Origin of the sequence: Protofrankia sp. Cj5 (assembly GCF_917627405.1) — a bacterium.
GTDB lineage: Bacteria > Actinomycetota > Actinomycetes > Frankiales > Frankiaceae > Protofrankia.
The window spans coordinates 1-25,042 of sequence record NZ_CAKJTO010000080.1; the positions used below are offsets into that span (position 1 = coordinate 1).

At 67.6% G+C, this 25,042-nt stretch carries 17 protein-coding genes; 7 read left to right on the forward strand and 10 right to left on the reverse strand.

Going from position 1 to position 25,042, the window contains the following annotated elements:
- Nucleotides 1-53: 53 nt before the first annotated feature.
- The 3 genes from MJ777_RS16560 to MJ777_RS16570 all read right to left on the reverse strand — a co-directional run bounded on the left by MJ777_RS16560 (nucleotide 54) and on the right by MJ777_RS16570 (nucleotide 7,544).
- Nucleotides 54-4,745, reverse strand: a complete 4,692-nt coding sequence (locus tag MJ777_RS16560; protein ID WP_239377089.1) for an alpha-(1->3)-arabinofuranosyltransferase family protein — start codon at nucleotides 4,743-4,745, stop codon at nucleotides 54-56.
- Between the two features lie 360 nt (nucleotides 4,746-5,105).
- The gene (locus tag MJ777_RS16565; RefSeq protein ID WP_239377090.1) at nucleotides 5,106-6,542 is read right to left on the reverse strand and encodes a hypothetical protein; all 1,437 of its coding nucleotides are present in this window, start codon (nucleotides 6,540-6,542) and stop codon (nucleotides 5,106-5,108) included.
- A gap of 153 nt (nucleotides 6,543-6,695) precedes the next feature.
- Nucleotides 6,696-7,544, reverse strand: a complete 849-nt coding sequence (locus tag MJ777_RS16570; protein WP_239311182.1) for a class I SAM-dependent methyltransferase — start codon at nucleotides 7,542-7,544, stop codon at nucleotides 6,696-6,698.
- Between the two features lie 410 nt (nucleotides 7,545-7,954).
- Between MJ777_RS16570 and rpsA the strand changes: the two genes are divergently transcribed.
- Entirely contained in the window at nucleotides 7,955-9,436 is a 1,482-nt protein-coding gene (gene rpsA, locus MJ777_RS16575) for a 30S ribosomal protein S1 (RefSeq protein ID WP_239346579.1), read from the forward strand.
- Nucleotides 9,437-9,527: 91 nt separating this feature from the next.
- Here the strand turns inward: rpsA and MJ777_RS16580 are convergent, their stop codons facing one another.
- Nucleotides 9,528-10,319 carry an RNA polymerase sigma factor gene (locus tag MJ777_RS16580; RefSeq protein WP_239346580.1) on the reverse strand — a complete coding sequence of 264 codons (792 nt, stop codon included), beginning with the start codon at nucleotides 10,317-10,319 and terminating at the stop codon, nucleotides 9,528-9,530.
- 233 nt (nucleotides 10,320-10,552) lie between these two features.
- Here MJ777_RS16580 and MJ777_RS16585 point away from each other — a divergent pair, with 233 nt between their 5' ends.
- The gene (locus MJ777_RS16585; RefSeq protein ID WP_239377094.1) at nucleotides 10,553-10,918 is read left to right on the forward strand and encodes an SHOCT domain-containing protein; all 366 of its coding nucleotides are present in this window, start codon (nucleotides 10,553-10,555) and stop codon (nucleotides 10,916-10,918) included.
- 113 nt (nucleotides 10,919-11,031) lie between these two features.
- Here the strand turns inward: MJ777_RS16585 and MJ777_RS16590 are convergent, their stop codons facing one another.
- A complete protein-coding gene (locus MJ777_RS16590) occupies nucleotides 11,032-11,355 on the reverse strand; it encodes a protealysin inhibitor emfourin (protein WP_239311174.1) in 324 nt (107 codons plus the stop codon).
- 116 nt (nucleotides 11,356-11,471) lie between these two features.
- Nucleotides 11,472-12,533, reverse strand: a complete 1,062-nt coding sequence (locus tag MJ777_RS16595) for a M4 family metallopeptidase (RefSeq protein WP_239311173.1) — start codon at nucleotides 12,531-12,533, stop codon at nucleotides 11,472-11,474.
- 289 nt (nucleotides 12,534-12,822) lie between these two features.
- Between MJ777_RS16595 and coaE the strand changes: the two genes are divergently transcribed.
- Both coaE and uvrB read left to right on the forward strand, forming a co-directional pair.
- Nucleotides 12,823-13,407 (forward strand): dephospho-CoA kinase, encoded by a 585-nt coding sequence (gene coaE, locus MJ777_RS16600; protein ID WP_239311179.1) that lies wholly within the window; start codon nucleotides 12,823-12,825, stop codon nucleotides 13,405-13,407.
- A 239-nt stretch (nucleotides 13,408-13,646) separates the two neighbouring features.
- Nucleotides 13,647-15,806, forward strand: coding sequence for an excinuclease ABC subunit UvrB (gene uvrB / locus MJ777_RS16605; protein WP_370652741.1), 2,160 nt, complete (start codon nucleotides 13,647-13,649; stop codon nucleotides 15,804-15,806).
- Between the two features lie 70 nt (nucleotides 15,807-15,876).
- Here the strand turns inward: uvrB and MJ777_RS16610 are convergent, their stop codons facing one another.
- Both MJ777_RS16610 and MJ777_RS16615 read right to left on the reverse strand, forming a co-directional pair.
- Complete coding sequence (locus tag MJ777_RS16610) at nucleotides 15,877-16,206, reverse strand: hypothetical protein (protein ID WP_239311172.1); 330 nt, start codon at nucleotides 16,204-16,206, stop codon at nucleotides 15,877-15,879.
- Nucleotides 16,203-17,819, reverse strand: a complete 1,617-nt coding sequence (locus tag MJ777_RS16615) for a putative T7SS-secreted protein (RefSeq protein ID WP_239377091.1) — start codon at nucleotides 17,817-17,819, stop codon at nucleotides 16,203-16,205. The genes MJ777_RS16610 and MJ777_RS16615 overlap by 4 nt, the downstream gene beginning before the upstream one ends.
- 420 nt (nucleotides 17,820-18,239) lie before the next feature.
- Between MJ777_RS16615 and MJ777_RS16620 the strand changes: the two genes are divergently transcribed.
- Nucleotides 18,240-19,484 (forward strand): peptidase M50, encoded by a 1,245-nt coding sequence (locus tag MJ777_RS16620; protein ID WP_239377092.1) that lies wholly within the window; start codon nucleotides 18,240-18,242, stop codon nucleotides 19,482-19,484.
- Between the two features lie 125 nt (nucleotides 19,485-19,609).
- Nucleotides 19,610-20,500: a PfkB family carbohydrate kinase gene (locus MJ777_RS16625; RefSeq protein ID WP_239377093.1), complete on the forward strand. Its 891-nt coding sequence runs from the start codon at nucleotides 19,610-19,612 to the stop codon at nucleotides 20,498-20,500.
- A gap of 874 nt (nucleotides 20,501-21,374) precedes the next feature.
- On the opposite strand, the gene MJ777_RS16630 is transcribed toward MJ777_RS16625, so the two are convergent.
- Both MJ777_RS16630 and MJ777_RS16635 read right to left on the reverse strand, forming a co-directional pair.
- On the reverse strand, nucleotides 21,375-21,608 hold the full coding sequence (locus MJ777_RS16630) for a DUF397 domain-containing protein (RefSeq protein WP_239346586.1): 234 nt from the start codon (nucleotides 21,606-21,608) through the stop codon (nucleotides 21,375-21,377).
- Complete coding sequence (locus MJ777_RS16635; RefSeq protein WP_239346587.1) at nucleotides 21,605-22,465, reverse strand: helix-turn-helix transcriptional regulator; 861 nt, start codon at nucleotides 22,463-22,465, stop codon at nucleotides 21,605-21,607. Before MJ777_RS16635 ends, MJ777_RS16630 begins: the two co-directional genes overlap by 4 nt.
- 1,914 nt (nucleotides 22,466-24,379) lie before the next feature.
- Between MJ777_RS16635 and MJ777_RS23190 the strand changes: the two genes are divergently transcribed.
- A partial coding sequence (locus MJ777_RS23190) for a JmjC domain-containing protein (protein ID WP_370652742.1) occupies nucleotides 24,380-25,042 on the forward strand: 663 nt, incomplete at its 3' end.

The following is a 25,042-nucleotide window of genomic DNA, read 5'->3' on the forward strand; positions in this document are numbered from 1 at the left end:
GCCCAGCCTCGCCAGCCGCGGTCGACCGGCGGGGATGCCGGTCAGGTTCGCAACTACCGGCGGTCACCGTGACCGCCCTGCACAGGCGCTGCTGGAGTCATCGCCGCCGCCCGCGTTCTCTCCTCGGCGGCGCCGTCCCGGTAGCGGTGTTGCACGGCCCGGACGACCGTGTCGGACCCCAGGAGCAGCACCGCGATCCACGACACGGTCGCGACCCGCCCGAATGCCTTGACCCACTCGCCGTTGATCGGGAGGTCGTGGCGGATCTGGACCTGGATGACATAGGCGGCGCTCATGGCCAGCAGGACCACCGGCCCGATCCTGAGCAGAATCCGGGCACGCGGTATGAGCAGCGCGGCCAGTGTCACCAGCCCGGTGGCGACGCCTGCCACCGGGTTCACCAGCGCCAGCGCGATCAGGGCGGCTGCCACCGCCGTGGGGATCGCCACCATGATCGGAACTCGGGCGGCCCGCGCCGCCGGTGCTTCGAAGGTGGGCAGATCGACGGTCACCGGGCCGGCCTGCGCACGTGACCGCCGGCGTTTTCTCGCCGTCACGACCAGCAGCGCGACACTCGACGCCAGCGCTGTTGCGGAGATCACCAGAGCGCGCCGTACCAGCCGTTGGGGTGCCCAGGTGAGGTTGACGGTGAAGCTGGACGCGGCCGGAGTGATCCGCCAGCCGTTGGCGTAGCCGTCCACGAGCCGGGGCGCGCCGTAGTCGATGGCTTCCGGGTTCTCCTTCGATCGTCCGGGTGTCGTCGCCTGCCAGCCGGCGGACAGGCTCTGCCCGAGCACCAGCCAGAAGGGCGTGCCGGGTTCCGCGTTGGTGACCCGCAGCGTGAACGAGGTTGCGGTGGATGCGCTGACCGTCACCGCGGGTACGCGGGCGGCGTTGCCGGCTGGCCCAGCCGGCGGATCGGCCGGGGTACCCTGGCTGGCCGGGGTGACCGATCCGCCGGCCGTGACCGGCGACGGGCCGCCCCCAGGCTCTGAGGACAGGATGAGCCTGTCCAGGTCGTAGCCGGCGTCAGCCCCTGCTACGGTGCGTAGCACGTGGTCGCCAGGTCCCAGGGTGATGGGCTGACCGCACAGCGACAGGGGCAGGCCCTTGCGGGCAAGCGCGTCGGCGCTGGAACCGGTGATTCGTACGGAGAGCGGGCGCCCGTCCAGCATGACGAGATCGGTGCGGCATTCGCCGGGAAGAGCCGCCGCGGCCCGCGGCGTCCGCAGGCCGGCGATGTCGACATCGGCCAGGCCTACCGGCATTGTGAGCTGGTGCGCATCGATCGTGTCACGGGTGGTGACTGGGCGGACGCTGTCGACGACAAGACGGATCTGGCTGCCCCGGACGGGGGGAAAGCTGAGGGTGACGGTCCTGATGCCGCCCGGCATGTCGGTGATCGGTGGGATGGTCAGCGTGTCCACCCGCCGGCCGTCCACGACCAGCCCGAGCACGTTCGGCACGGAGTGGCGTCCGTCGGCCGCCAGCGACAGGGTCAACGCCGAGAAGCTCACCTGTTGCGGGGAGCTGACCTGTACCCAGTTGCCGGCCTGCGCCCCGAAGCCGGGACTCCACAGCGTTGCCGGGTCCCCGTCGAACGCGCTGGCGCTGCCGGCCGCCAGGTCACCGGGCAGCCGGCCGGAGGACTCGGTGCTCACCCCACCCGACGGCAGCCCGGTGGCCCTGCCCAGCACCAGGTCATTGGCGTAGGCGGACGCGCGAGCGGTACCGGACAGGGCGAAGGTGCGCGCGGTGGGCAGGGTGAACACCCGGGCCATCGAGGCCTCGGGGTCGGTGCGGAACGGTTCCGCCGGGTTTGCCCGGTCGCGGGTGAGCTGCAGGGTGAGCCGGTGCGCAAGGGAGCCGGCGCCCGCCGCGGCGAGCAGGTCGGTGGGCATCCGCAGGAGCTCCCGCGCGTGCGGTGAGCTGCCGTCCGGCCGGATGATGTCGACTTCCGCGAACCCCACGCTGGACAGGCCCGTGTAGGTCGCGCGGGCCCCGATGTTGGTCGCGTCCAGGGTGATGTCCAGCCGGGTGAAGCCGCGGGCCGGGAAGGTCACGACCTGTCCCGCTGCGGTGCGTGACGCGTCGGTGAGATCCACGGTCACCGGTGATCCGCCGTCGAAGCGGAGCGTCGCCCGCGTGATCCACCGGTTGGGGGCGTCGCGCAGCGGCTGGATCAGGCGAATCCGGTCGGTGCGCACCGGCTCCGTCATGGTGATCGCCAGGCGCTGCCCGACCGGGTTGGTGAACGCGCCGACCCGCCACATGCTGTCAAGGTTGCCGTCGACCGCACCCGCCGGACGTTCCGACGGGCTGTAGGAGAAGGCGTTGCCGTAGTCGGTCGCGCCGACAGCGGCGATCTCGCTGGGCTGGCCCGGGGCGTGCAGCACGGCCACCGTCTGCGCTGTCGCGGTCTCGTCCGGGAAGACCGGCAGCCGGTTGTCGTTGGGGTCAGGAAGCAGCGGGATCATGTCCGCGGTCTCGACGTACCCGTAGTCGTCTCGGACGGAGCTCCAGCGCTCGGCCCGGCGCCGGTTGCTGTCGGTGAGCAGAAGATCGGCGCCATCAGCCAACGCCTGGTTGATCGACGCGGGGTCGGCTGCCATCGAGGCGGTGTAGAGGATGGCCCGGTTCGCGGCGAGCGGGGTGGCCAGCAGGCCCGCGGCTGCCGCGTCCACCAGCCCCTCGCCGTTGCCGCTGACGAGCAGCGGTGCCGCGGTGGTCGCCGTCCGCACGATCGGCTGCGGGCGGGTGACGCCGAAGACGGCCAATGCCGGCGGGTTCGGGGCGTTCACGGGCGTGCCCAGGGCCAGCTCGTCATCGAAGGGAATGCGTGGCGTGTCGGTGACCGGCGGGCCGAAGGCGCGGGGCGCGGTAAGCCCCGCGGGCACCGGGCTGGTGAACAGCGCCCAGGTCGGCACCGGGCGCGGGGTGCGGAAACGCTCGTACTGCTGGTTGCTGCGCAAGACGATGTCACCGACGCTCATCAGCCGCGCGATGTCGGCGAGCCCGTCGGTTTCGAACACACCTTCCTGCAACCGGCGGTCGAGCGCGCGCAGCAGGTCGGCGGATGCGGCGGCGCTCAACGGGATCAGTTCGCGGACCAGGTACGGGCGGTTCGCGAGGCCGGGCAGGACGGGGTCGAGGGTGGTCCCCCAGCGGTAGTGCGCGAAGTCCGCGCCGGGCAGCTCCAGCGCACGGGTGGTGGAACCGGCCGCGTCGAGAGCGGCGGCGGCCTGCCGCTCGTAGCCGGGGATCTGTTCGGGGCGGTCCAGGCCCGCTTCGATGAACTGGCCGCGCCACAGCGGGCTCAGGTTCGCCACGACCAGGACGACCACGATCGTCCACGCGGTGGCGGGAACGAGGGACGGCAGCCTGGCCGAGATCCACGCCCGCCTGCCCAGCCGGCCGGGCGGGCGGTGGGAGCTGCGGCGTGCGAGCACCTCCGCAAGCCGTTGGGAGAGCGCGGCGAGCCCTCCAGCGAGCAGCACTGACAGGCTGAGCGCCACCAGCGGTACCGCACGGGGCATCGATCGCAGCGCCAGCGCCGCCGTCGACGCCTGGGAGAAGGCGCGGAAGGCCGCGCCCAGCGGCGAGGGGCGGTCATAGGGGTACACACCTACCGCGACCGCGGTACCGACGACGAGCAGCGCGACGAAGTAGGCCTTGTAGCCCCACTGGATCAGGGCCGCGCCCGCCAGCGCGAGCAGCGGCAGCGCGAAGCTCACGACGATCACCCAGATGGTGTGGGTGTAGTCATGGGAGGCGACGATCCAGCTCCCCAGCGCGTCCGCGCCATAGAAGTACCAGTTGCCCAGACCACGCAGCACCTCTGATGCCTGGGATGCGCTGGCCACCGTCTTGAGCGTCTCGCTGTAGGCGAGTATGTTCACACCGTAGCCAGCCTGAGTGATCAGGCCCGCTATCCACCACGCCGAGCACAGTACGATCATCACGGCGGTACGGATGATCATCCCTAGCGCTGGCCCGAGCCGGGCCTCGCGGGTGCCCCACAGGGCGAAGGGCAGCCACAGCATCGGTGCCAGCAGCACGAAGAGCAGGCTTGCCGCGTTGCTGCTGCCGACCAGGGCGACCGTGACACCGAACGCGGCGGGCCAGCGCCAGCCGTCCGGCCGCCAGGCCGCGCGGCCTCCCCGGGCCTCGCGCAGCCCGCGGATGGTGATCCCGAGCAGCCATCCCAGGCCCGTGTAGGGCAGCAGGATCGCTGACATCCGCGCCTCATACTCCAGGACGTACGGGGTCAGCATGTAGCCGGCCGCGGCGACGAAGGCGAACCGGTCCGGCCAGCGGAACGACCGCATGCAGAAGAGCACGCCCGCACCGGCGAGGAACAGCACCGAGCCGGTCCACAGCCGCTGGGCGACCCAGGTGGGCAGCCCGGCGAGGTCCAGGAGCCAGAAGAAGGCGCCCTGCGGGAGCAGGAAGCCGATGTTCTGGTGGGTGACCGAACCCATCCCGACGTTCGGGGCCCACATCACCCCCGCGTGGCTGATCAACCGTTGCGGTTCCAGGTACAGGTAGGCCTTGGTATCGACGCCGACCCGACCGGGCGCGGTGAGCAGCAGCGGGAGGTAGACGATCGCGGCCAGCAGCGGCGCCGGCCATGGCGGCGGCCATCGGCGCTGGCGCGGCGACGGCCCGGCGCCACCGGCCGGCCGGCCGGTGAGCCGGCGGGAAAGACCTCGCCGCGGACGTGCGGATGGTGCGGTCAGGGTCACCCGTGCAGCCCAATCATCCTGGTGCGGCTCCCGGCCGCTGCTGCGCCCGGGAGGAGGACGGCAGCACGCAGCCATGCCCGGCTCCCCGGGCTGTGCGCTGATCGTGAGCTGCGTCCGGAGCATCCTACGGCGTGTTCCGGGAGCCGTCGTTCGATCATGGAGCCGCATCCAGGTGGTTGCTGGCAAGGCCGTAGGCCATACCGGTACCGGGTGAATTGTATCGGTATGGCCGAGAACGCGGCGCTGGCGATCCGCGCGGTGGCGATGGTGACGCCTGCGGCCCGCCCGCCCGCCAGCCCGTTCCGTCCGCCCGTGGCCCGGCCATTGCCCGCTGTCAGCGCGGGGAGACGGATCACACGTTCACCGGACCGCGGCGCGCCGGGCGCTGGACCAGACCAACAGGCCGGTGCCAGCGGCCAGCACGGCGTACAGGGCGAGCTCCAGCCGGGCTGTCGCCACCGCGGCGCCGCCCATCCACCAGATGCCCGCGATGGCGAGCGCGGCCGCGGCCGCGAGCATCACCAGGACCCCGCGCGCGCCGACGGCCAGCAGGTAGTGGGTGCACAGGACGGTTGCCCCAAGACAGGTCATCGCCCCGGCCAGGGGCGCGAACGCGCTGGCGCAGGCGGTCAGCCGCGGCCCGAACGCCAGCGACAGCCCCTGGGCCGGGGCGGCCACAGCGACGAGGAGAAGCCCCGCGGCCGGCACCGCGAGCATCGCCAGTGTCGCGCCCAGCTGGTGCAGCGCGTGGTGGCCGTGGTGGCGGCGGGCTGCCGTCTCGGGCAGCAGGAAGCCCCCCAGGACGACCGCGGCGAAGACCAGCACCTTGCAGGCGACGGACACCGCCGCGTAGGAGCCGGTCTCGGCGGAGCGGTGTGCGCCGATCACCAGCACGTCGATGTTCTGGAGCACGCCCAGCAGGACGAGGGCGATCAGCGCGGTGCCGATCTCGACGGCCAGGCGGTTCGGCGCAGGCCCCGGCACCGGATAGCCGCCCGGGTGAACCGGGCGCGCCGCGCGGGCGGCGGGCAGGTCGATATACGCCTGGTGACGGCCGGAGCGCGTGGCGATGACCGTCCGTCCATGCCCGAGCCCGACGAGAACACTGAGGAGGATCGCCAGGCAGACACCGCCGACACCGAGGCCCGCCAGCACCAGCCCGACCGCGAGCGCCCCCCGGACCAGGCCTTCCAGCACCAGGTTCGCCGCCAGGCCCGCGTATGCGCGGGTGGACTGGAGCAGCCCGCGGTCCACGCAGAGCAGGCACCAGGCCGCGCCCGCGGTGAGAATCTCGGCGACACCGCGGGGGTTCGGCAGGGACAGGGCTGTGGCGATCACCCCCCGCAGCAGCAGGCTCGTCATCGCGGTCAGCGCGACCAGCGCGACACCAGCCCGCCGCACCCGCGCGACCCACTGGTCGATCAGTACCGTCTCGCCGGCCTGCTGCCAGGGTGTCACCGTGCGGACGACGCCGACGAGCAGGGCGCTGCCCGGCATGGACACCACGAAGAACAGCGCCAGCAACTGAGCCAGCGTCCCGTAGGAGGCAGTGGACAGCTGACGGGCCAGCAGCAGCGTGACGATCAGGTTCGCGATATTGGCGGTGATCGCGGCAAGCGCCAGCGGGGACGCGCCGCGGATGGCGCCCCGTAGCGCCCGCCGGGATGCCGCCGGGGGCGCGAGCGGGACTCCGCCGACCGGGCCGAGCGCGGGCGGATACGGGCGTTGGGCAAGCGGTACCGCGCCTACATCCACCGCGCCCGGACGGTTGGCTGCTGTGTCATCCCACCAGGTCACGACAGTAGCATTCCCATTGCTAATGGTAACAAGCTGGTAGCTGGAAATCCGTGGCCGGCCATGGCGGACTCCGGCCGGCCGACCCAAAGACACTTCGATCACCCGATTTGATCATCCAGTCTGGTTACCGCCGCATCACACGGGTGACCGCGTTCACCGGACGGGTTCTCCCGCGGGACCGGCGGCCTTCTCGGTCACGAAGATCGCGGTGGATGGGAACAGGCGGCCGCGTACCGGCCCCCACTGGCCCCACACCCGGTCATGGCCCGCCGGCCATTCCGGTTCGATCAGGTCGCGCAGGATCAGGCCGGCCGCCACCAGCTCCCGGACGCGGTCACCGACGGTCCGGTGGGTCTCGGCGTAGCTCGTCCGGCCGGCCCAGTCCCGCTCGACGTATGCTCGCCGGTCGAAGTAGCTCCGGACCACGGTGAGGCCCTCCTTGCCCGGATGATCGGGAAACGACCAGATCATCGGGTGCGTGGTGGAGAAGACCCAGCGCCCGCCGGGACGCAGCACCCGGGCGACCTCGCGCATGACAGCCGCGCTGTCCGCGACGAAGGGGATCGCGCCAAAGGCCGAGCAGGCCAGGTCCACGCTCGTGTCAGCCAGCGGCAACCGGGTGGCGTCGGCCTGGATCAGGGCCACAGCCACCCCGGTGGCGGCCGACAGCGTCCGGGCGTGCCGCAGCTGGCCGGCGGAAAGGTCCAGCGCCACCACGTCCGCGCCGCGAGTGACCAGCCAGCGGGCGCACTGTGCGCCGCCGCAGCCGATTTCCAGCACCGTCCGGCCGCGGACCTCGCCGAGCAGCCGCGCGTCCGCCTCCCGCAAGCCCTCCGGGCACCAGCGGAAGTCGGCGTCCCCGAGGAAGGCGCCGTGCTCGGCCTGGTAGTCATCGGCGGTGGCGTCCCAGTAGCCGCGGTTGGCCCATCTGGCGCTGTCGTCGTCGACATCGCTGTAGCCGAACTCAGCGGGGTGATACCCGCCCGGGGGGTACCGCGGCAGGACGGGCCGGGGCGCGTCCGGTCTGGCGGGTTCTGGTCCGTTCACGGCATCGATCCTCGCAGCGTCTTTCGATCTTCGAATGGGGGGTGGTTGTCCGTTGCGTGCGTCCCCGCGTCCCGATGGTGTTCCCCGGCCGCGTTCTGGTCGCGTCCCGGTCGGGTTCGCGGGTTGCGACGCGATCCACTCCGGCGCGGGACGAGGTTGACCCGCGATGGCGTTGACCACCCTGGACACCGATCCCTAGACTTGGGTCTGGCACGAGAGTCTGTGGATCTCAGACCTAGCAGATCCGCTCGAGCGTCGCTATCGGTACCGACAGTGTTCGTTTTGCACGGTCCCTGTCCCTCCGTCTCGGCGGTTCGATCCGGTCTCCCGTGTATACGACGAACCCGTAGTCCGGAGCCGACCCCTTGACGAGCACCACCGACGTACGACCCGTGGAGACCGTGACCACACCGCCCGCCCCGACCACCCCGCAGGTCGCGGTCAACGACATCGGCTCGGCTGAGGACTTCCTCGCCGCCGTCGATAAAACGATCAAATTCTTCAACGACGGTGACATCGTCGACGGAACCATCGTCAAGGTGGACCGCGATGAGGTGCTTCTTGACATCGGTTACAAGACCGAAGGTGTGATCCCCTCGCGGGAGCTTTCGATCAAGCACGATGTCGACCCGCACGAGGTCGTGACGGTCGGTGATCATGTAGAGGCGCTTGTCCTCCAGAAGGAGGACAAGGAAGGCCGTCTCATCCTGTCCAAGAAGCGCGCTCAGTACGAGCGCGCCTGGGGCACGATCGAGAAGCTCAAGGAGGAGGACGGCGTCGTCAACGGCACCGTCATCGAGGTCGTCAAGGGCGGTCTCATCCTCGACATCGGGCTGCGGGGCTTCCTGCCGGCGTCGTTGGTGGAGATGCGCCGCGTGCGCGATCTGCAGCCCTACGTCGGCCGCGAGCTCGAAGCCAAGATCATCGAGCTGGACAAGAACCGGAACAACGTGGTTCTGTCCCGGCGCGCGTGGTTGGAGCAGACCCAGAGCGAGGTCCGGTCGGAGTTCCTCGCGCAGCTTGCCAAGGGGCAGATCCGCAAGGGCGTCGTCAGCTCCATCGTCAACTTCGGGGCCTTTGTCGATCTTGGTGGTGTCGACGGCCTGGTGCACGTCTCCGAGCTCTCCTGGAAGCACATCGACCACCCGTCGGAGGTTGTGGAGGTCGGCCAGGAGGTCACGGTCGAGGTCCTCGACGTCGATCTGGAGCGCGAGCGGGTGTCGCTGTCGCTGAAGGCCACGCAGGAGGACCCGTGGCGTCAGTTCGCCCGCACCCACGCGATTGGCCAGGTCGTCCCGGGCCGGGTCACCAAGCTTGTGCCGTTCGGCGCGTTCGTCCGGGTGGACGAGGGGATCGAAGGCCTGGTGCACATCTCCGAGCTGGCCGAGCGGCATGTGGAGATCCCCGAGCAGGTCGTGAACGTCGGCGACGAGATCCTCGTCAAGGTCATCGACATCGATCTGGACCGTCGCCGGATCAGTCTCTCCCTCAAGCAGGCGAACGACTCCAGCGCCCTTGTCGGTGAGGGAGAGGCGTTCGACCCGTCCCAGTACGGGATGGAGGCCAAGTACGACGAGCAGGGCAACTACGTCTACCCCGAGGGCTTCGACCCGGAGACGGGGGAATGGCTGCCTGGCTTTGAAGACCAGCAGGCCGAGTGGGAGCGGCAGTACGCCGAGGCGCAGCAGCGCTACGAGGCGCACCAGGCACAGATCCGGGCCGCCCAGGAGGCCGAGGCCGCCGCGGTCGCTCCGTCGTCCTACACCTCCGCGGAGCCCGACCAGCCCGCTTCCGCGATCGATGAGGACGCGCTTCGCCGTCTTCGGGAGCAGTTCGGCCGGGAATAGTCCTAGAACTGGGGCGGGTACGCCCCGGGCAGCGTACGGCGGGGCCCGCGGGAATCTTCCGCGGGCCCCGTGCGCGTCTGGTGTCTGCCGTTCAGTGGCGGACCCCTTCGCGCTCCAGCCGGACCGCTAGTTTCCGCAGGGCCGCGCGGATCCGGGACTTCGCGGTGCCCTCCGGAATGGTGAGCCGGGTTGCCACCTCGCGATAGGTGCATTCGTCGAAGAACGCGAGTTCCACCGTTTCCCGAAGCATGGTGGGCAGCTCCGCCACACCGCGGCGCACGATCGCCGCGGTGATCTCGGCCAGCACCTCGGTATCGGCGGCGGGGGTGTCCGACCGTGCGGCCAGCTCCCGGGCGACGGCATCGGAGGGCCGGCGCGCGTTCTCCCGCCGGAGCCAGTCAATAGCGCGCCGCCGGGTGATGACGGCCAGGTAGGCGCGCAGACTGCCACGGTCGGGATCAAACCGTAACGGGTGTTCCCACAGATGCACCAGGACGTCCTGCGCGATCTCGGCCGCGGCCTCGGGATCCGCGGTGATCCGGGCGGCCACGGCCACGAGGTAGCGGGCATAGCGGGCGTGCACGTCGGTGAGTGCCTGAGCATCGCCGGCGGCGAGCCGGGCATGCAGGTCGCGGAGCTGCTCTGCGGTGAGGTCGGCGGGCCGCGGTGGCTGTGCGGGCGGTGTGGCTGAGGCTGCGGACCGGGTGGTGGGCCGGGCGGGGACCCGTATGAGGGAAGCGTCTGCGGGCGGGTCGTCCGCGCCGCGGGGCGCGGCCGCGGAAAGCACGGCGCGAAGTGTCCCATGACCGAGGTGAGCGGTCCACCAGCACCTGCCTTCGGCGAGTGGTCGGCTCGGCGTGGCATCGATATACCAGAAGATCAACAGAATGCGGGAGGGATCGCCTGGAATTCATCTTGCGGGGGTGACCGGCCGGCCGTCACCGCCCGGCACGGTAGCGGGGTCCGCCGGTGGGTAATACACGGGGCAGCGATGCCGTGACTCGCGAGCCTTCTACCGGCTGTGTGGGTCGGGAACCAGAAGGGCGTGCGGGCGACCGAGGGGGTGGTCTCGTGCAGACCGGTTATCAGTATCCGTTGCTCAGTGTCTTCTGGACGATGCTGTGGTTCTTCTTGTTCATATTGTGGTTCTATCTGTTGTTTGTTGTCATATCAGATATTTTTATGAGCCATGATCTGTCCGGCTGGGGAAAGGCCGCCTGGGTTATTTTTGTGATTGTGCTGCCCTTGTTCGGCGTGCTGGCATATCTGATTTTCCGGGGTGATAGCATGCACGAACGCGCGGCGCGGCGGGCCGCGAGCCAGGACCGGGAGTTCCGCGACTACGTGCGCTCGGTCTCGGGAAGCTCGGTCTCGGGAACGGCGAGCCCGTCCGACGAGCTGACCAGGCTCGCCGAGCTGCGGGATCGCGGTGCGATCTCCGATGCGGAATTCGACCGGATGAAAGCCAAGGTGCTCGCCTGATCCCCTTGTCTGGCCGTTATACGTGCTGTACGTGTTATATGTGTTGGGGTTGTTGGTTGTGGATAGCGCGGTTGCTGTGGCCGTACGTCATGCCCGGTGGGGGCTGTTCGGTCCTACCGGTGGGCTGGCAGCAGCGGCGCTCTCGACAGCAGCGTGAGCAGCTGGCGCAGCTCCGCGGGGACCGGCTCGCTGAAGCGCCGGACGAGCCGATGTCCGCCCCGGTCGACCTCCAGGGTGTAGGTGAAGCGGTCGGGGCGGGCCGCCAGGGTGGACGGGCGGTCCGGACGGCCGCCGGACGCTTCCACGCCAGCGACGAGGCCACGCAGCCGCGCGGCCTCGTCGGCGGGGAGCGCGGCGCTGTCGAGACCACGCCTGATCGCTTGTCCGACAAACCCCCCCGACCGTTCCAGGACGATCCGCACGTGTTCATCACTCATTCCATGATTGTCACCTATGATCGTGTCGCTGGCTCGAGTTCGGACCAGCCGGCATCGCGCTGCCGGGAACCTGGGACGCGCCCCTGTTGCCCGGCGTTCTTACCCGGTGACGCTGACTACACGGTGACGCCGACGGCGCGCCATGCCTGCGTGACAGCCGTCACTTCGTCGGCGCCGAACAGCAGCCGGGCCTGCCGGACGGTGAGCGCGGCGAAGGCCCGGAAGGTGGAGTTCGGCCGCAGCCGCGCTGCCCGTAGCGTGTCGTACCAGATGAGGCCGGTCTTTTCCCAGGCCTTTCCGCCGATGGCCGCCGCGGCGAGGTAGAAGGCGCGGTTGGGGATGCCGGAGTTGATGTGCACGCCGCCGTTGTCGGTCGTGGTGCGAACATAGCCGTCCATGTGGCCGGGCTGGTTGTCCTCCCCGAGTACTGGGTCATCGAACGCCGTGCCAGGCTCTTTCATGGACCGCAACGCAGCCCCGGCCACACCCGGAGCGAGCAGATCCGCCCCGATCAGCCAGTCGGCCTGATCGGCGGTCTGCCCCAGCGCGTACTGCTTGACCAGCGAGCCGAACACATCACTCAACGATTCGCTGAGGGCGCCTGGCTGGTTGAAATACATCAGCTGCGCCTCGTCCTCGGTCACGCCGTGTGTCAGTTCGTGTCCGATGATGTCCAGAGAGGTGGTGAAACCGCTGAACAGCTCGCCGTCGCCGTCGCCGAAAACCAGCTGCCGACCGTCCCAGAACGCGTTGTCGTAGTGGTCGCCGTAGTGGACGCTCGCGCGCAGCGTGACTCCCTCGTCGTCGATGGAGTCACGGCCGTAGACGTCCCGCAGGAAGGCGAAGGTCGCGCCGAGGCCGTCGTACGCCTCGTTGACGGCGGTGTCCCCGGTGGGATCGCCGCCTTCGGCGCGTACGGGCCGCCCCGGCAGGATCTCCGTGCCGGTGGCGTCGCAGACGACCCGGTCGGCGGTGCCGGCCGGCGCCAGCCGGGGCAGCAGCGTGTCTGTGGGGCGGTTGCGCAGCAGGGCATTATACATCCGCACGGAGCGCACCGAGGTGTCGTGGGCCAGTGTGGACAGCGCCCAGGAGCGCTGCTCGTCGGTGCCGTTGCGCGCGATGCGCTCGAGCAGGTGCGACGGTACCGCGCAGGGCGCGTGGCGGTGGTATCCGGCCATGAGGCAGCTCCTGGAGGACGGACGTGAACGTCGGATGCCGCTCTTCGGCCACGGCGCGACCAGCGGCCGGAACGTCACGGGCTCACCGCCGACCATGATGGATATCGCGATATATGTCTACTATTATTTTTTATATATTGTTTTTCGATTTCGGTCACTCACCGGAGTTGGTCCGCTGCCCGAACCCAGGTCCAGGCCCCGTGTCCCCTCGTGCCGGATGCCGCTCTTATCCGGATGCCGCCGTATCGGGGACAACCGGGGATGCGGCAGACTCGGCGACGTGCTGCGAGTGGGGCTGACCGGTGGGATCGGCGCGGGCAAGAGCGCGGTGGCGCGTATGCTGGCTGGCCACGGTGCCGTTGTGATCGACGCGGACGCGATCGCGCGGGAGGTCGTCGCCGTGGGCACGCCGGGGCTGCTGGCCGTTGTGGCGGAGTTCGGGCCGCATCTGCTGCGTGCCGATGGCAGCCTTGATCGGGAGGCGCTCGGGGCGGTGGTGTTCGCCGACTCCGCCGCCCGCCGTCGCCTGGAGGCGATCACACATCCGCTGGTCGGTGCGGAGGCGGTCCGCCGTATGGCCGCCGCTCCCAGCGACGCGGTGGTCGTGTACGACGTGCCGTTGCTCGTCGAGGCCGGGCTCTCCGGCGGTTACGATGTGATTGTCGTCGTGGAGGCGCCACCTGGCGTCCGCCTTGCCCGCCTGGAGGCTCGGGGGCTGGGGCGGGAGCAGGCGCTGGCGCGGATGGCGAACCAGGCGTCGGATTCCGCTCGCCGCGCGGTGGCCGACATCCTGCTGGACAACAGCGGCAGTTTGGAAGATCTTCGTGCTCGGGTGGACGAGGTGTGGACGAGCCTGCGCGGCCGTTGCCCGTAGGCCGGCGACGCGGCGTCGCGGGGCCAGGGCACGCACCTCGCCGCATCGCTCCCCATCCATCGCCGCGCGATGCGCGGGTACCCCGGCTCGTCGGTCGCCACCCACCACCTCCGGTGGCTCCCTCCGCCGCCTCGCGCCGCACGCACCCCAGCCCCGCCCCTTGATCCACACCCCTGTTGCCGGAGCCTCTTACCGATGCCGGCCGGAAACTGTCGGACCGCTGTGGTGTTGTAGGACACGTGCCTCCCACCACTGATCACCCCGCCGTTGATCATCCTGGTAGCGATCGCCCGGGTAACGGCATTGACCGTTCGACCGCGCCGTTGCGGGTCGTGTCGGACTTCGAGCCGTCCGGTGACCAGCCGGCCGCGATCGCGGAGCTCGCCCGCCGCGTCCGTGCCGGTGACACCGACATCGTCCTGCTCGGCGCGACCGGTACCGGCAAGTCGGCGACCACCGCGTGGCTCGTCGAGCAGGTGCAGCGCCCGACCCTGGTGATGGCACCGAACAAGACCCTCGCCGCGCAGCTGGCCAACGAGTTCCGGGAGCTGCTGCCGCACAACGCCGTCGAGTACTTCGTGTCGTATTATGACTACTATCAGCCAGAAGCGTATATCGCCCAGACCGATACCTATATCGAGAAGGACTCGTCCATCAACGAGGAGGTCGAGCGGCTGCGCCATTCGGCCACCATGAGCCTGCTCACGCGTAGGGACGTGGTGGTGGTGGCAAGCGTGAGCTGCATCTACGGTCTGGGTACTCCGCAGGAGTATGTCGAGCGTATGGTCCGGCTGCGAGTCGGGGACGACATAGAGCGTGACAGGTTGCTGCGCCGGTTCGTCGATGTCCAGTACACCCGCAACGATCTTGCCTTTACCCGGGGAACGTTCCGCGTTCGCGGCGACACCATCGAGGTGTTTCCCGTCTACGAGGAGCTCGCCGTCCGGATCGAGATGTTCGGTGACGAGATCGAACGGATGGCCTATCTGCATCCGGTGACTGGGGAGATCGTCCGTGAGGCGAGTGATGTGTTCGTCTTTCCCGCCTCGCACTATGTCGCCGGCCCGGAACGGATGGAGCGGGCGATCGCGGGCATCGAGGCGGAGCTCGCCGAGCGGCTCGCCGAGATGGAACGCCAGGGCAAGCTGCTGGAGGCCCAGCGGCTGCGGATGCGCACCACCTACGACATCGAGATGATGCGCCAGGTCGGTTTCTGCTCCGGGATCGAGAACTACTCCCGGCACATCGACGGACGTGCGGCCGGCACCGCGCCGCACACGTTGCTCGATTACTTCCCGGACGATTTCCTGCTGGTCATCGACGAGTCGCATGTCACGGTCCCGCAGATCGGCGGGATGTTCGAGGGCGACATGTCCCGCAAGCGCAACCTGGTCGAGCACGGTTTCCGGCTGCCAAGCGCCATGGACAACCGGCCGCTGCGCTGGGAGGAGTTCTGCGCGCGCATCGGCCAGACCGTGTATCTGTCGGCGACACCCGGGCCATACGAGCTGTCCCGGTCCGATGGGGTGGTCGAACAGATCATCCGGCCGACCGGCTTGCTTGATCCGGAGGTCGTGCTGAAGCCGACCAAGGGCCAGATCGACGACCTCATCGGTGAGATCCGCACGCGCGCCGAACGCGACGAACGGGTGCTGGTCACCACGCTGACCAAGAAGATGGCCGAGGACCTCACCGACTACCTCCTCGAACTCGGTATCCGGGTCCGTTACCTGCACAGCGAGGTTGACACGCTGCGTCGCATCGAGCTGCTCACCGAGCTGCGCAAGGGTGAGTTCGATGTGCTGGTGGGTATCAACCTGTTGCGGGAGGGGCTTGATCTGCCCGAGGTCTCACTGGTCTCGATCCTCGACGCGGACAAGGAGGGTTTCCTGCGGTCGGACAAGTCGTTGATCCAGACTATCGGCCGAGCGGCTCGCAACGTCTCCGGTCAGGTGCACATGTACGCCGACACGGTGACTCCGTCGATGCGCAGGGCGATCGACGAGACGAACCGCCGGCGCGCGAAGCAGATCGCGTACAACGCCGAGCGCGGCGTCGATCCCCAGCCACTGCGTAAGAAGGTCATCGATATCCTTGACGACCTCGTGCGGGAGAGCGCACAGGGCGAGCTGATCGGTGGCGGTGGTCGCGCACAGTCCCGTGGGCAGACGCCGGTAGCCGGCATGCCGTCGAAAGCGGGCCATGACGGCGCGGTCGGACGCCACGCCGCGCAGTTGGCGGGCATGCCCAGCTCCGACCTGGCACAGCTCATCCGCCAGCTTGATGACCAGATGCACGAGGCAGCCAAGGAGCTGCGGTTTGAGCTGGCCGCCCGGCTGCGGGACGAGATCGCCGAGCTGAAGAAGGAACTGCGCGGCATGCAGGCGGCGGGCATATAGCTGCTCCGTCGCCTTCTCGCCTTCTCGCCGACCGGGATGCCGGCTCCGCGGAACGCCTGAAGCCACGCGGTCAGTAGGTCCGTAGAAAATCCATGCCAGCGATGCGGTCAATCGATTTCTTGAGCTGTTCGGGATCTCCACCCGTGATCGTTATTTCCATCATCAAAACGAGATCTTTTCTGCTCGGATACTGGTACCGTTTGTTTTCCTCCGCCTCTTCGGGGGCATCCATGTTCTGCTCGATCCGAGCTTCGAAGGCGGCTCCATCAAAGGAGTAGTACGCGCCGAAAAAGCTACTGTCGTGCGCTTCTGGTACCACGCCGAGCGCATCGCCGATCTCCTCGGCCAGCGTGTCGATGTCAGCCCGGCGGGATCCGTAGAGAAATATTTCGTCCGTCATTGTGGGAAAATAATCGAAGGCGATCTGCTGACCGCCGCGGAAAGGTCTCGATACGACATGAAGGCGACTTTTCTGCCGGCCAGGCCAGAAAGTTCTCTACTGAGGGTGAGCAGGTCGAGCGCCTTGAGCTCGCGATTTCTGAGTGGGGCGGTCCGATTACCGTGCCCGCGAATCTCGACGCCAGCCTCCCGCGCCCGTCTGAAAAGCGACTGATCGGCAATCGCGACGTCGAAGTCGCTCTTTCTGGCCACGTCGAACGGCACCCTTTCTCGGAAACTGGCCCCGGTCACAGAACTTCCGTGCATGATACCCCGCGCTTCCGGATATCCGGCCTGTCGTAGGCCCTTGTGCAGGGTATCGGCGAACCGCTGGAACTCCTCCTGGCCGGCGAAACCGAGCGGGACGCCGTCACGGATGTGGTGCCGCGGTCCCCGCGGCGACCGAAACGTGTCGGGAGCGCTGCGATGGGCGTTACCGCGGAGGTCACTGGTGGCCATCCGGATATGGCCGTTGGGGGTGGCGGCCGCCGGGTGGGAGAGCAGGCCTTTTGCCAGCATGGCGGGGTGGCCGCGCGCGCCGCGCAGATGCGCGGCCATGGTGGTGAGGCGGAGTTGGGCGGCGGTGCGGGCGTCGCGGGCGAGGGCGGCACCCCCGCGCAGGCCACGGGCGAGCCCCGCGGTGGTGGTGAAGCCCCTGCCGCCGGGGACGCAGCCGAGTAACGCGAAGCCGACCTCCCAGCCGGAGGCCTCGCCGTTGGCGTATGCGGTCAGCGCGTCGGCCAGGATGACAAGCGCGGCGGCGCACACGATCCAGGCGGCTGGTCCGCCGATGAGCATCGCGATGACGCCGAAGACAGCGACGGTGATTTTCGCGGCCCGGACGGTGGCATGCCAGGCCGCGCCGGCGGCTTTTTTGATTTTTTCCCAGGACCACCAGGGCCTGTCGCGGATGCCGGCGTGGGACGCGGCCTGGATGGCCCGAGCGCAGGTATGTGCCGCGTGCGCGCGCAGCTGGCCTGCGGCAAGGGCGAGGCGGCGGGCGGTCTCGATCTCGTCCTGGGCGCTGTGAACAGTGCCGCGGGCCCGCTCGAGGCGGGTCTGGGCGGTTTCGTGGTCGCGCAGTGCCCGCGTGACCTGGGCTGGGTCTGGCCACCCGGCTCCCGCGGCATCGGGATGGTGCGCGCGGGCCAGGGCCGTGAGGCTGGCGGCCGCGCTGGTCAGTGCGGTCTGGGCCGGGCCGAGGAGCGTTTCGGCGTGGTCGCGGCGGGCGCGGGCGTCGCGGCCACGGGAGAGCGCGTGGCCGGCCTGTTCCTGGGCGGTGTCCAGGATCGGTGCGTAGGCCTTGAGCGCCTGGCCGGCCATCCGGTAGGAGGTCTCGAGCCGGGACAGCCGCCCGGGCAAGCCGTTGAGCCTGTCGCGGAAGGTATCCCCGGCGGCACCGAGCCAGGCCTGGGTGACGCTGCCGGTGGTAGCCGCGGTGACCTGCCCGCGCGCGTGTTCGACGTCAGCGGCGAATGCCAGGAAACGCCGGGCGAGATCCCGGATGGCATAAAGGTCGCCCGGAGCCGGATCCTTATCAAGGCCGAGGACGCTCCAGTCGCTGGGACGGCTCATCGGCGCGGCGCGTATCCGGCCAGGCCGGGCTTTGGGCCTGCCGGTCGGGATGTGTGCTCCGCGGAACGCGCTCGATGGACGCGGGGATCGTGCAACAGCGGGCGTGGAGCTGTCATGGACACCGTCCAGGCAGGGTCAGGGACAAAGGCTTAAAAGCGGATAATTACGGGCAGATGGTCTGATAGTAGCGCGTATAGTGATTCTTCGGCCACCCTGGCGGGTGCCCGGTCGGCGAGGCCACCGGGCCTGGCCGACTGCCGCGGGAGCCGCTGTCTCGCTGAGGCGGCCGAGGAAGCCCGACCGGCCTCGTGGGCTCCGGACCGGCGTGGGTGGGGCGCGTGCCCGGCGGCCTTGGGAGGGATCTCATAGCGCGATCTTTGTCACGGCTTGCGGCCGCGACGGAAAGGGGATCGAAGGGTCATGACCGTCGATCAGGTGGCAACGGGAACGGTCCGCACGCCGGTCTCGGTGCGCCCCGGGGCGGCTGTGAGCATCGGCGTCCTGAGCTTCGTGCTGGGTGCCTGGACGCTTCCCACCACGGTGCCGGGCAGATCGTCCGTCGCGTATCTGTCCGCCGGTCTCGTCGGCGCCGGGCTTCTTCTCGCGCTGCTGCTGGCTGCCGACCTCGCCCGGGCCGCCGTTGCCCGTCGGGCCGGCGTACGGGTGGATGGGGTCACGGTCGGTGTCTTTGGCAGCCGGCTGCGGGCCGCCACCGTCGACAGCCACGAACCGCGGACGGGAGCCCGCGTCGCCTGTGTCGGGCTGCTGGTCAGTGGGCTCGGTGGAGCGGGTTTCGTCACGCTTGGTTGGCTGGCCCCGAGCGGGGGGCTGGCATTGGCTGGCAGCGCCGGGTTCTGGGCCGGTGCTCTTGCGTTGCTGATGACGTTGTCGGAGCTGCTGCCCACGCCGCGGACCGATGGCGGGCGGCTGCTCACCGCGATCGTCCACCGGTGGACCGGCAGCCGTGAGCAGGCGGGCATGGCAGTCGCCCGAGCTGGAATGATCACTGGTTGGATCCTGATCGCCGCGGGGGCGGCGTCGGTCTTTGTGGTGGGTGCGCTGGGTCTGTGGGTCGCGCTGCTCGGTTGGCCCGCTCTCGCCTCGGGCCGGGCGGAACGATCCCGGCTGCGTACGAACACGATGCTTGCGGGCGTCCGGGTCGGGGATGTGATGGGTCCCGCACCCGAGATCCTGCCCGGTTGGCGGACAGTGTCCGCGGCTGTCGAGGAGATGGCGCGCACGCGGATGCCCGCGGGGGGACAGACGGTGTTTGCCGTGGCCGACGTCAACGGCGCTCTCACCGGAGTGACACAACTGTGTGATCTTGTTGCGGTTCCGGGTGAGGACCACGGGTCTGCCCGAGTGGCGAAGATCAGCGTCCCGCTGGCCGCGGTACCCACCACCACGCCGGGTGAGTTGCTGAGCGATCTGCTCCCGCGGCTGGCTGAGCGTCCGGATGCCGGCTGCGCACTTGTCCTGGACGACGACGAGGGCGAGGCCGGCGACGGAATGTCCGGGGACGCAGCCCTGAACGCCGCGGCCAGGCCGCGACTGATCGGTACAGTCGGCTATCCGGAGATCGCAAGGGCGTTGGCGACGGTCACGCCGCTGCCCACGGGGAGGGCCGTGGCGCCGGCTTCCAGCACGCGAACCGGCCGTGACTGATCCTTCCGGTCGTGTTCCCACGCCGTGCCCGGCTGTCTGCGTGCGTGCGGCAGGAGCGCGCGGCGGCGCTGAACGGCGCGCTCGGGCTGCCGGGAGCGTGGCGCCCCGCGAGTAATGTTGCGGCCATGACGATCAGGAGTGCCGAGGCATTGATCAGTGCTCCGCCCCTTGATTACCTGGCGGTGGGGAACCCGACGGTCGATGTCCGTCCCGATGCGTCGCTCGCGGTCGGCGGGAGCGTGGTCTACGCCATCATCCAGGCGGCACGCCTTGGCCTGTGCGCCGCTGGAGTCGGGCGGGGCCGGGGTTCCGAACTGGCACCGGTCTGGTTGCCGTTTGCGACGGAGGCGGTCCTCTACATCCAGCCTTCGGCGGACACGACACGGTTTCGTAACGAAAGCATTGATGGTCTTCGGGCGCAATGGCTGGAAAAATCCGCGGGCCGGGCGTCAGGCCTCGACAGGCTTCCGGAAAGCCGCGTGCTGCACCTGGCCCCCGTCGCACGGGAGATCCTCCTTGAGGAGGCCGCTCGAGCGAGTGCGCGGAGCCTGCTCGGACTGACCCCGCAGGGGCTGATCCGCTCCTGGGACGAGCACGGCCGCGTCCACCACCAGCCCCTTGAGATCGACGGTCCGACCGCCGCGCACCTGGACGTGGTGGTGTTTGCGGACTATGAGGCGCCCTACCTGGCAAACGTGGCCGAGGCGGTTCGGCGGGCCGGCGGAATCGTCGTGGTCACCAAGGGAGCCGGCGGATGCGAGGTCCTGCTGACAAACGGTACGCAGGAGTTCCCGGCTGCCGCGACATCTCAGCTCATCGACGACACCGGGGCCGGTGACGTTTTCGCCAGTGCGTTGTTCATCTCGCTGGAAGGCGGGAGCACGGTGAGCGAGGCGGTCCGGTTCGCGACCGCGGCGGCGGCCCTGAGTATCGAGGGGATCGGCCCGCGGGCGATCGCGTCCCGTGAGGAGATTGACACGTTCACCGGTGCGGCCAGCACGGCGCTCCCTTTGTGAGGGACGGCCCGCGGGATATCGCCCCGCATCATGGGTCTCGCAGGTCACGGGCGTGCCGTTCATAGTTGATCTCACCATTTCGCCGTAACAGGTCGTCCGGCGGACGGTTCCCGGATCGAACGCCGGAACGGCAGCGACCCGGGGTCGGTGCTCCAACACCGAGCCCGGGTCTTGATCTCCAACCCCTGCACAGACAGGAGTAAGAGACCCATGGACACGGTCCCAAACAATCGCAGGCCCGGCCGTACCGCGTCGCACTTCAGCGGCCTGTTGATGGCTGATCCGGCTGAGCCCGCGCGCGTCGAACTGCCCCCGCCGGACTCGGACCTGTTCATCCTGCGACCGGCGCTCATCCTGCCGGCCGGGGGTGCAGATCTGCGGGGACCTCGCCAGCAAGGACGCGGACGCGGCGACTTGCTGGTCATCCCTCGCGCTGGAAGCGACCTACGCCTTTCTCTGGCACAAGAAGCGCAACCGGAACGGAGCACACCCACGATGGGTGTCCGGCCGGCGGAGGCGATCAGCGGACCCGCTGCCCCTCCTCTGGCGCGTTGGGCCGGGGCCTGGGCGGAGCCCCGGGGAAACCTGTAGATATCGTTACCGGGCAAGTGCAACCGGTTATGAGACGAGGGAGACCATGTGCATCCGGTGACCGAATCGGCCGGTGAAACGGGATCGCCGAGGCCGATACGGCATAAAGCCGGTCAAACGTACACGCGGGGACTGCGACGCGCCGACGCGCCAGCGCCGCGCGGCGGTCCCGCCGGGTTCCGTCCCAGGGCGCGGCGTTGCGAGGCGCCGTCCCCGTGGCGGCCGGAGGCCGCCTTGAAGACGTATAGATAATTGGCACGAACCGGACGAGTCGGATTCTTGGTCAGCTAAGGTCGAACTCACCTCCGCGAGCCCCAGCGAGGAACGCCAGCCACTCAGCGCGCGTGAAAGTCAAGATTGCCCCGTCGGGGTCCTTGGAGTCTCGTATAGCGATGCCTTCGGACAGCGGGGCGATCTCGACACATTCACCGCCTGCGCCATTGCTGTAGCTGCTCTTGCGCCACTCCAGGCCGCTCCTGTCCAGGTGGTTAAGATCGGACTTACCGCCGGTACTCATGTCAGATCCTCCATCGCATGCTCGATCATCCTGACGGAGGTAGGGACGTCGAGAGAGATCGATCTTATTTGGTTGAGGTGTCTCTGATACTCCCGCACGTCTGTCGGGTCCTCAATGTAAAGACTGCTCCTTAGCTCCTCGATGTACACGACCTCGTGGTCACTTGCGTCGGGGAAGCCGAGGATCATGAAGGCGCTACCCATCGCCGGGTGAGCCCCGGCTGAGTACGGCAGGACCTGTACCGTGACGGTCGGGAGTCTGTTCGCTTCGATGAGATGGGCAAGCTGGGCGCTCATGGTTTCCGCTCCGCCAACAGGTCGGCGTAGAACGGCTTCGTCCAAGACGACCATGAGGTGCGGCGGGTCGGATTCGGTGAGCCGCTTCTGACGTTCCATGCGGAGCGCGACCTTCGCATCAAGGTCGTCTTCGGAAATCGTTGGTTGATGCACCCGGATGATCTCGCGAGCGTACTCGGCGGTCTGGAGTAGACCAGGCACAAGTTGATGATCATATTTACTGATGTATGCTGCGTCGGCTTCCAGGCCGATGTAGATCTCGAACCAGCGGGGCACCGCATCGCCGAAGGCATGCCACCATCCGGGCTGGCTGCTCTGGCGAGCCAGAGCAAATAATGCGTCCCGTTGCGCCTTGTCTGTGACGCCATACCGGTCAAGGAGCGCTCGAAGATCTTTTGTGCGGACCGACACCCGTCCCAGCTCGATCCGACTGATCTTCGAGACCGAACATTCCAGGACTGCGGCGGCTTCTTCGGGGCGGACACCTGCGCTGTCGCGCAGGACGCGAAGCTCCGCACCAAGCCTGCGTCGTCGCACAGTCGGCCCTGACCTGGTCGTCATCTCGCCTCCGATCAAGGAACAGTGCGGTCTCAGTGTTCCAGATGAGAGCGTCAGCACTGCTATCGCCTCTCAGTCGCAACGGATCACTAGCATCGCCCAAGCACACTAAACGACAGATTCTTGGTCAAGTACCTTGCATCCAGAGTGCACATGCGCGACGCTGTCGCTGTGCGCAGTGCTGGTGACGCTCGACACCCACAGGGCAAGGGCTGAGACGTCGGACCCGTGAGCGGTCCTCCTGGTGGGACGGCGGAGTGTGTTGGGAGGCAATGTGGCTGAGTTAGATCCCCCGCATTCGATGATCGGATTCGGGGAGCGACCGGGGGTGACTGACGCCGGACTTGGGGTCGAGCCCGCGGCCGGCGTCTCATCGCGAGGTGATCGGCGTGAGGACTGATACACCCACCCGACACGATATTGATTCTTCCGCCCTGTACGCGGCAATCTTGTTTGGGGGTGGCGACCGGGCGACCGTGGCAGAAGTAAAGATCTTTTTTGAGACCGCCGCGGCTGCCGACCAATACGCCGTGGGTCACGGATGGGATGACTACGCGGTCAGCACGGTCAAGTTTCATCTTCCGCCACGGGTATGCCGGGTGCGGTGGGTCGCATGAGTACCACCGAACTGCGGGCGTACCTCGCGCGTCTGATAAGCCATGACCGCGCATTTGACCGCGACCTTGTCGAGCCGTCCGGGATGACCTACGATGGGTTTCGGGACGCTGTTGATGCTGTTCTTGCCGTACGACCAAGACCATTGCTGATACAAGGACCGACCATTACGATTGGGGAGGAAAAAGCATTCACGGCGGGTCAGGAAGACATTATTGAGCGTGTTACCGCCGTGGTAGCCCGGAACATTACGGACGCTGAAGCAATAAAAATCGCCACTAGGCCGTTATCGGTGGGACTCGTTCCGAAGGCAGATCATTTTCTCGTTGCGGATGCCGATGGATTTGTCGTAGCAACGTTCCATCGGTCGCATTGGGTGAAGGCGGCAGATTGGGCATATTCTCGCGCAATGGAGCCGCTGACACCGCGACCGGTTACCATCCTTGACCTCGCGGTAGGTCGGAGTTGGGCCTTCACGGGTACCGAGTGCCTGTCCATGTCGTGGCGGCGTGCTGGCTCCCATTCATTGGGATCGTCCCCTGCCGTGTACTCGCATCTATCGATCACATGAGTGGTCAGTGGGTCGACCCTGGAACGGTACTTGACGATCCGGCGGCAATTGCTATCCGTCCTGTTCATGGTGGACGACCAATGCAGTGAAGCGGTGATGCACGACCGCTGCTGTCGAGCTCTGTGCGCCGTTCTTACGGTCGATCCCGAAAACGTGGAAACCTGGGGCGCACACGCTACATTCCGAGAAGCTGCGCTTTATCTCGGTGGACAGGTTGCCGCACTGAACGCGGTCATCGACGCGATCAGCGCGGCGCTAGGGCAAAATTCTTGCCAGTTAATAGATCTGCCTACATGACAGAATTGTGATCTACGGAAGGGGAGGAGGGGTCCCGTTCTGGCAAGGTCGCAGCGGTCAGATTTTGCTTCGAAGAGCTCACTAAAACCTCTTGATCTGACGTCGCAAATATGCCCCGATTTACAGGCAATACGTTGTAGAAAACTACTCAAGGAGAGGTGTAGCGGCTATGGGAAATAGCGATGATCTCATCATTGCGATTGAGCAACTTGCCGTCGTACATGATCGATACGATGCCGAATACTCCGACTCGACCGGCACATCAACGGGTGACGACGGAGAAAACGCCGATAAACTGAACCACCCAGAGTCATAGAGCGTTATTCAGAACCCCTTGATCGGACGAGTAGAACCGACGTCGACCCGTGCCGGTTCCGATCGTTGCCCGGGTTGACCCGAGTATTGCCAAACTCGACGCTGCGATGAGGATTAGAATGGATCACCGGCTAGTTCGCGGTGTTGAGAAGGCGCTCAGTTGGTCAGGGCCAAATATGCTGGGATCGGATTTTACCCGAGGTGGCATGCTTGGTCCTGACCTGTGTACCCGTCTTCTCACCCCAACGAAATTGCTTGATCTCGTGATGAGACGAAGTCTTGCCTCACCGCAACTTCGTTGTTTTCGAGATGGGTCCGAGTTGCACCCCAATAATTACATCAGCGCGACTACGACTAAACGAGGACAGGGCATTCACGTGCCGAGCATGCGTCGTCTAGGTCGACTTATTGAGTCAGGTTGCACTCTTGTTCTCGACTCTCTAGAAATGTTTGACCCTACTATGGAAGTTGCATGTCGGGCTTTGCAGTGGTGGTCTCGCGAACTGGTCCAGGTAAACGCCTATCTGACGACCCATGAAGCAGCCGGCTTCAACTTACATTGGGACGATCATGATGTATTGATTGTTCAGCTAGCCGGGGAGAAAAGCTGGAAAGTACGAAGTCCCTCACGTTCAGCGCCTATGTATCGGGACGCGGAGCAGAACCAGACACCGAGTGATGAGCTACTCTGGTCGGGGACGCTGTATGCCGGAGAAATAATGCATATTCCCCGGGGCTATTGGCATCAGGCAACCCGAAACGGTCATGGTGCGGGGTTTAGG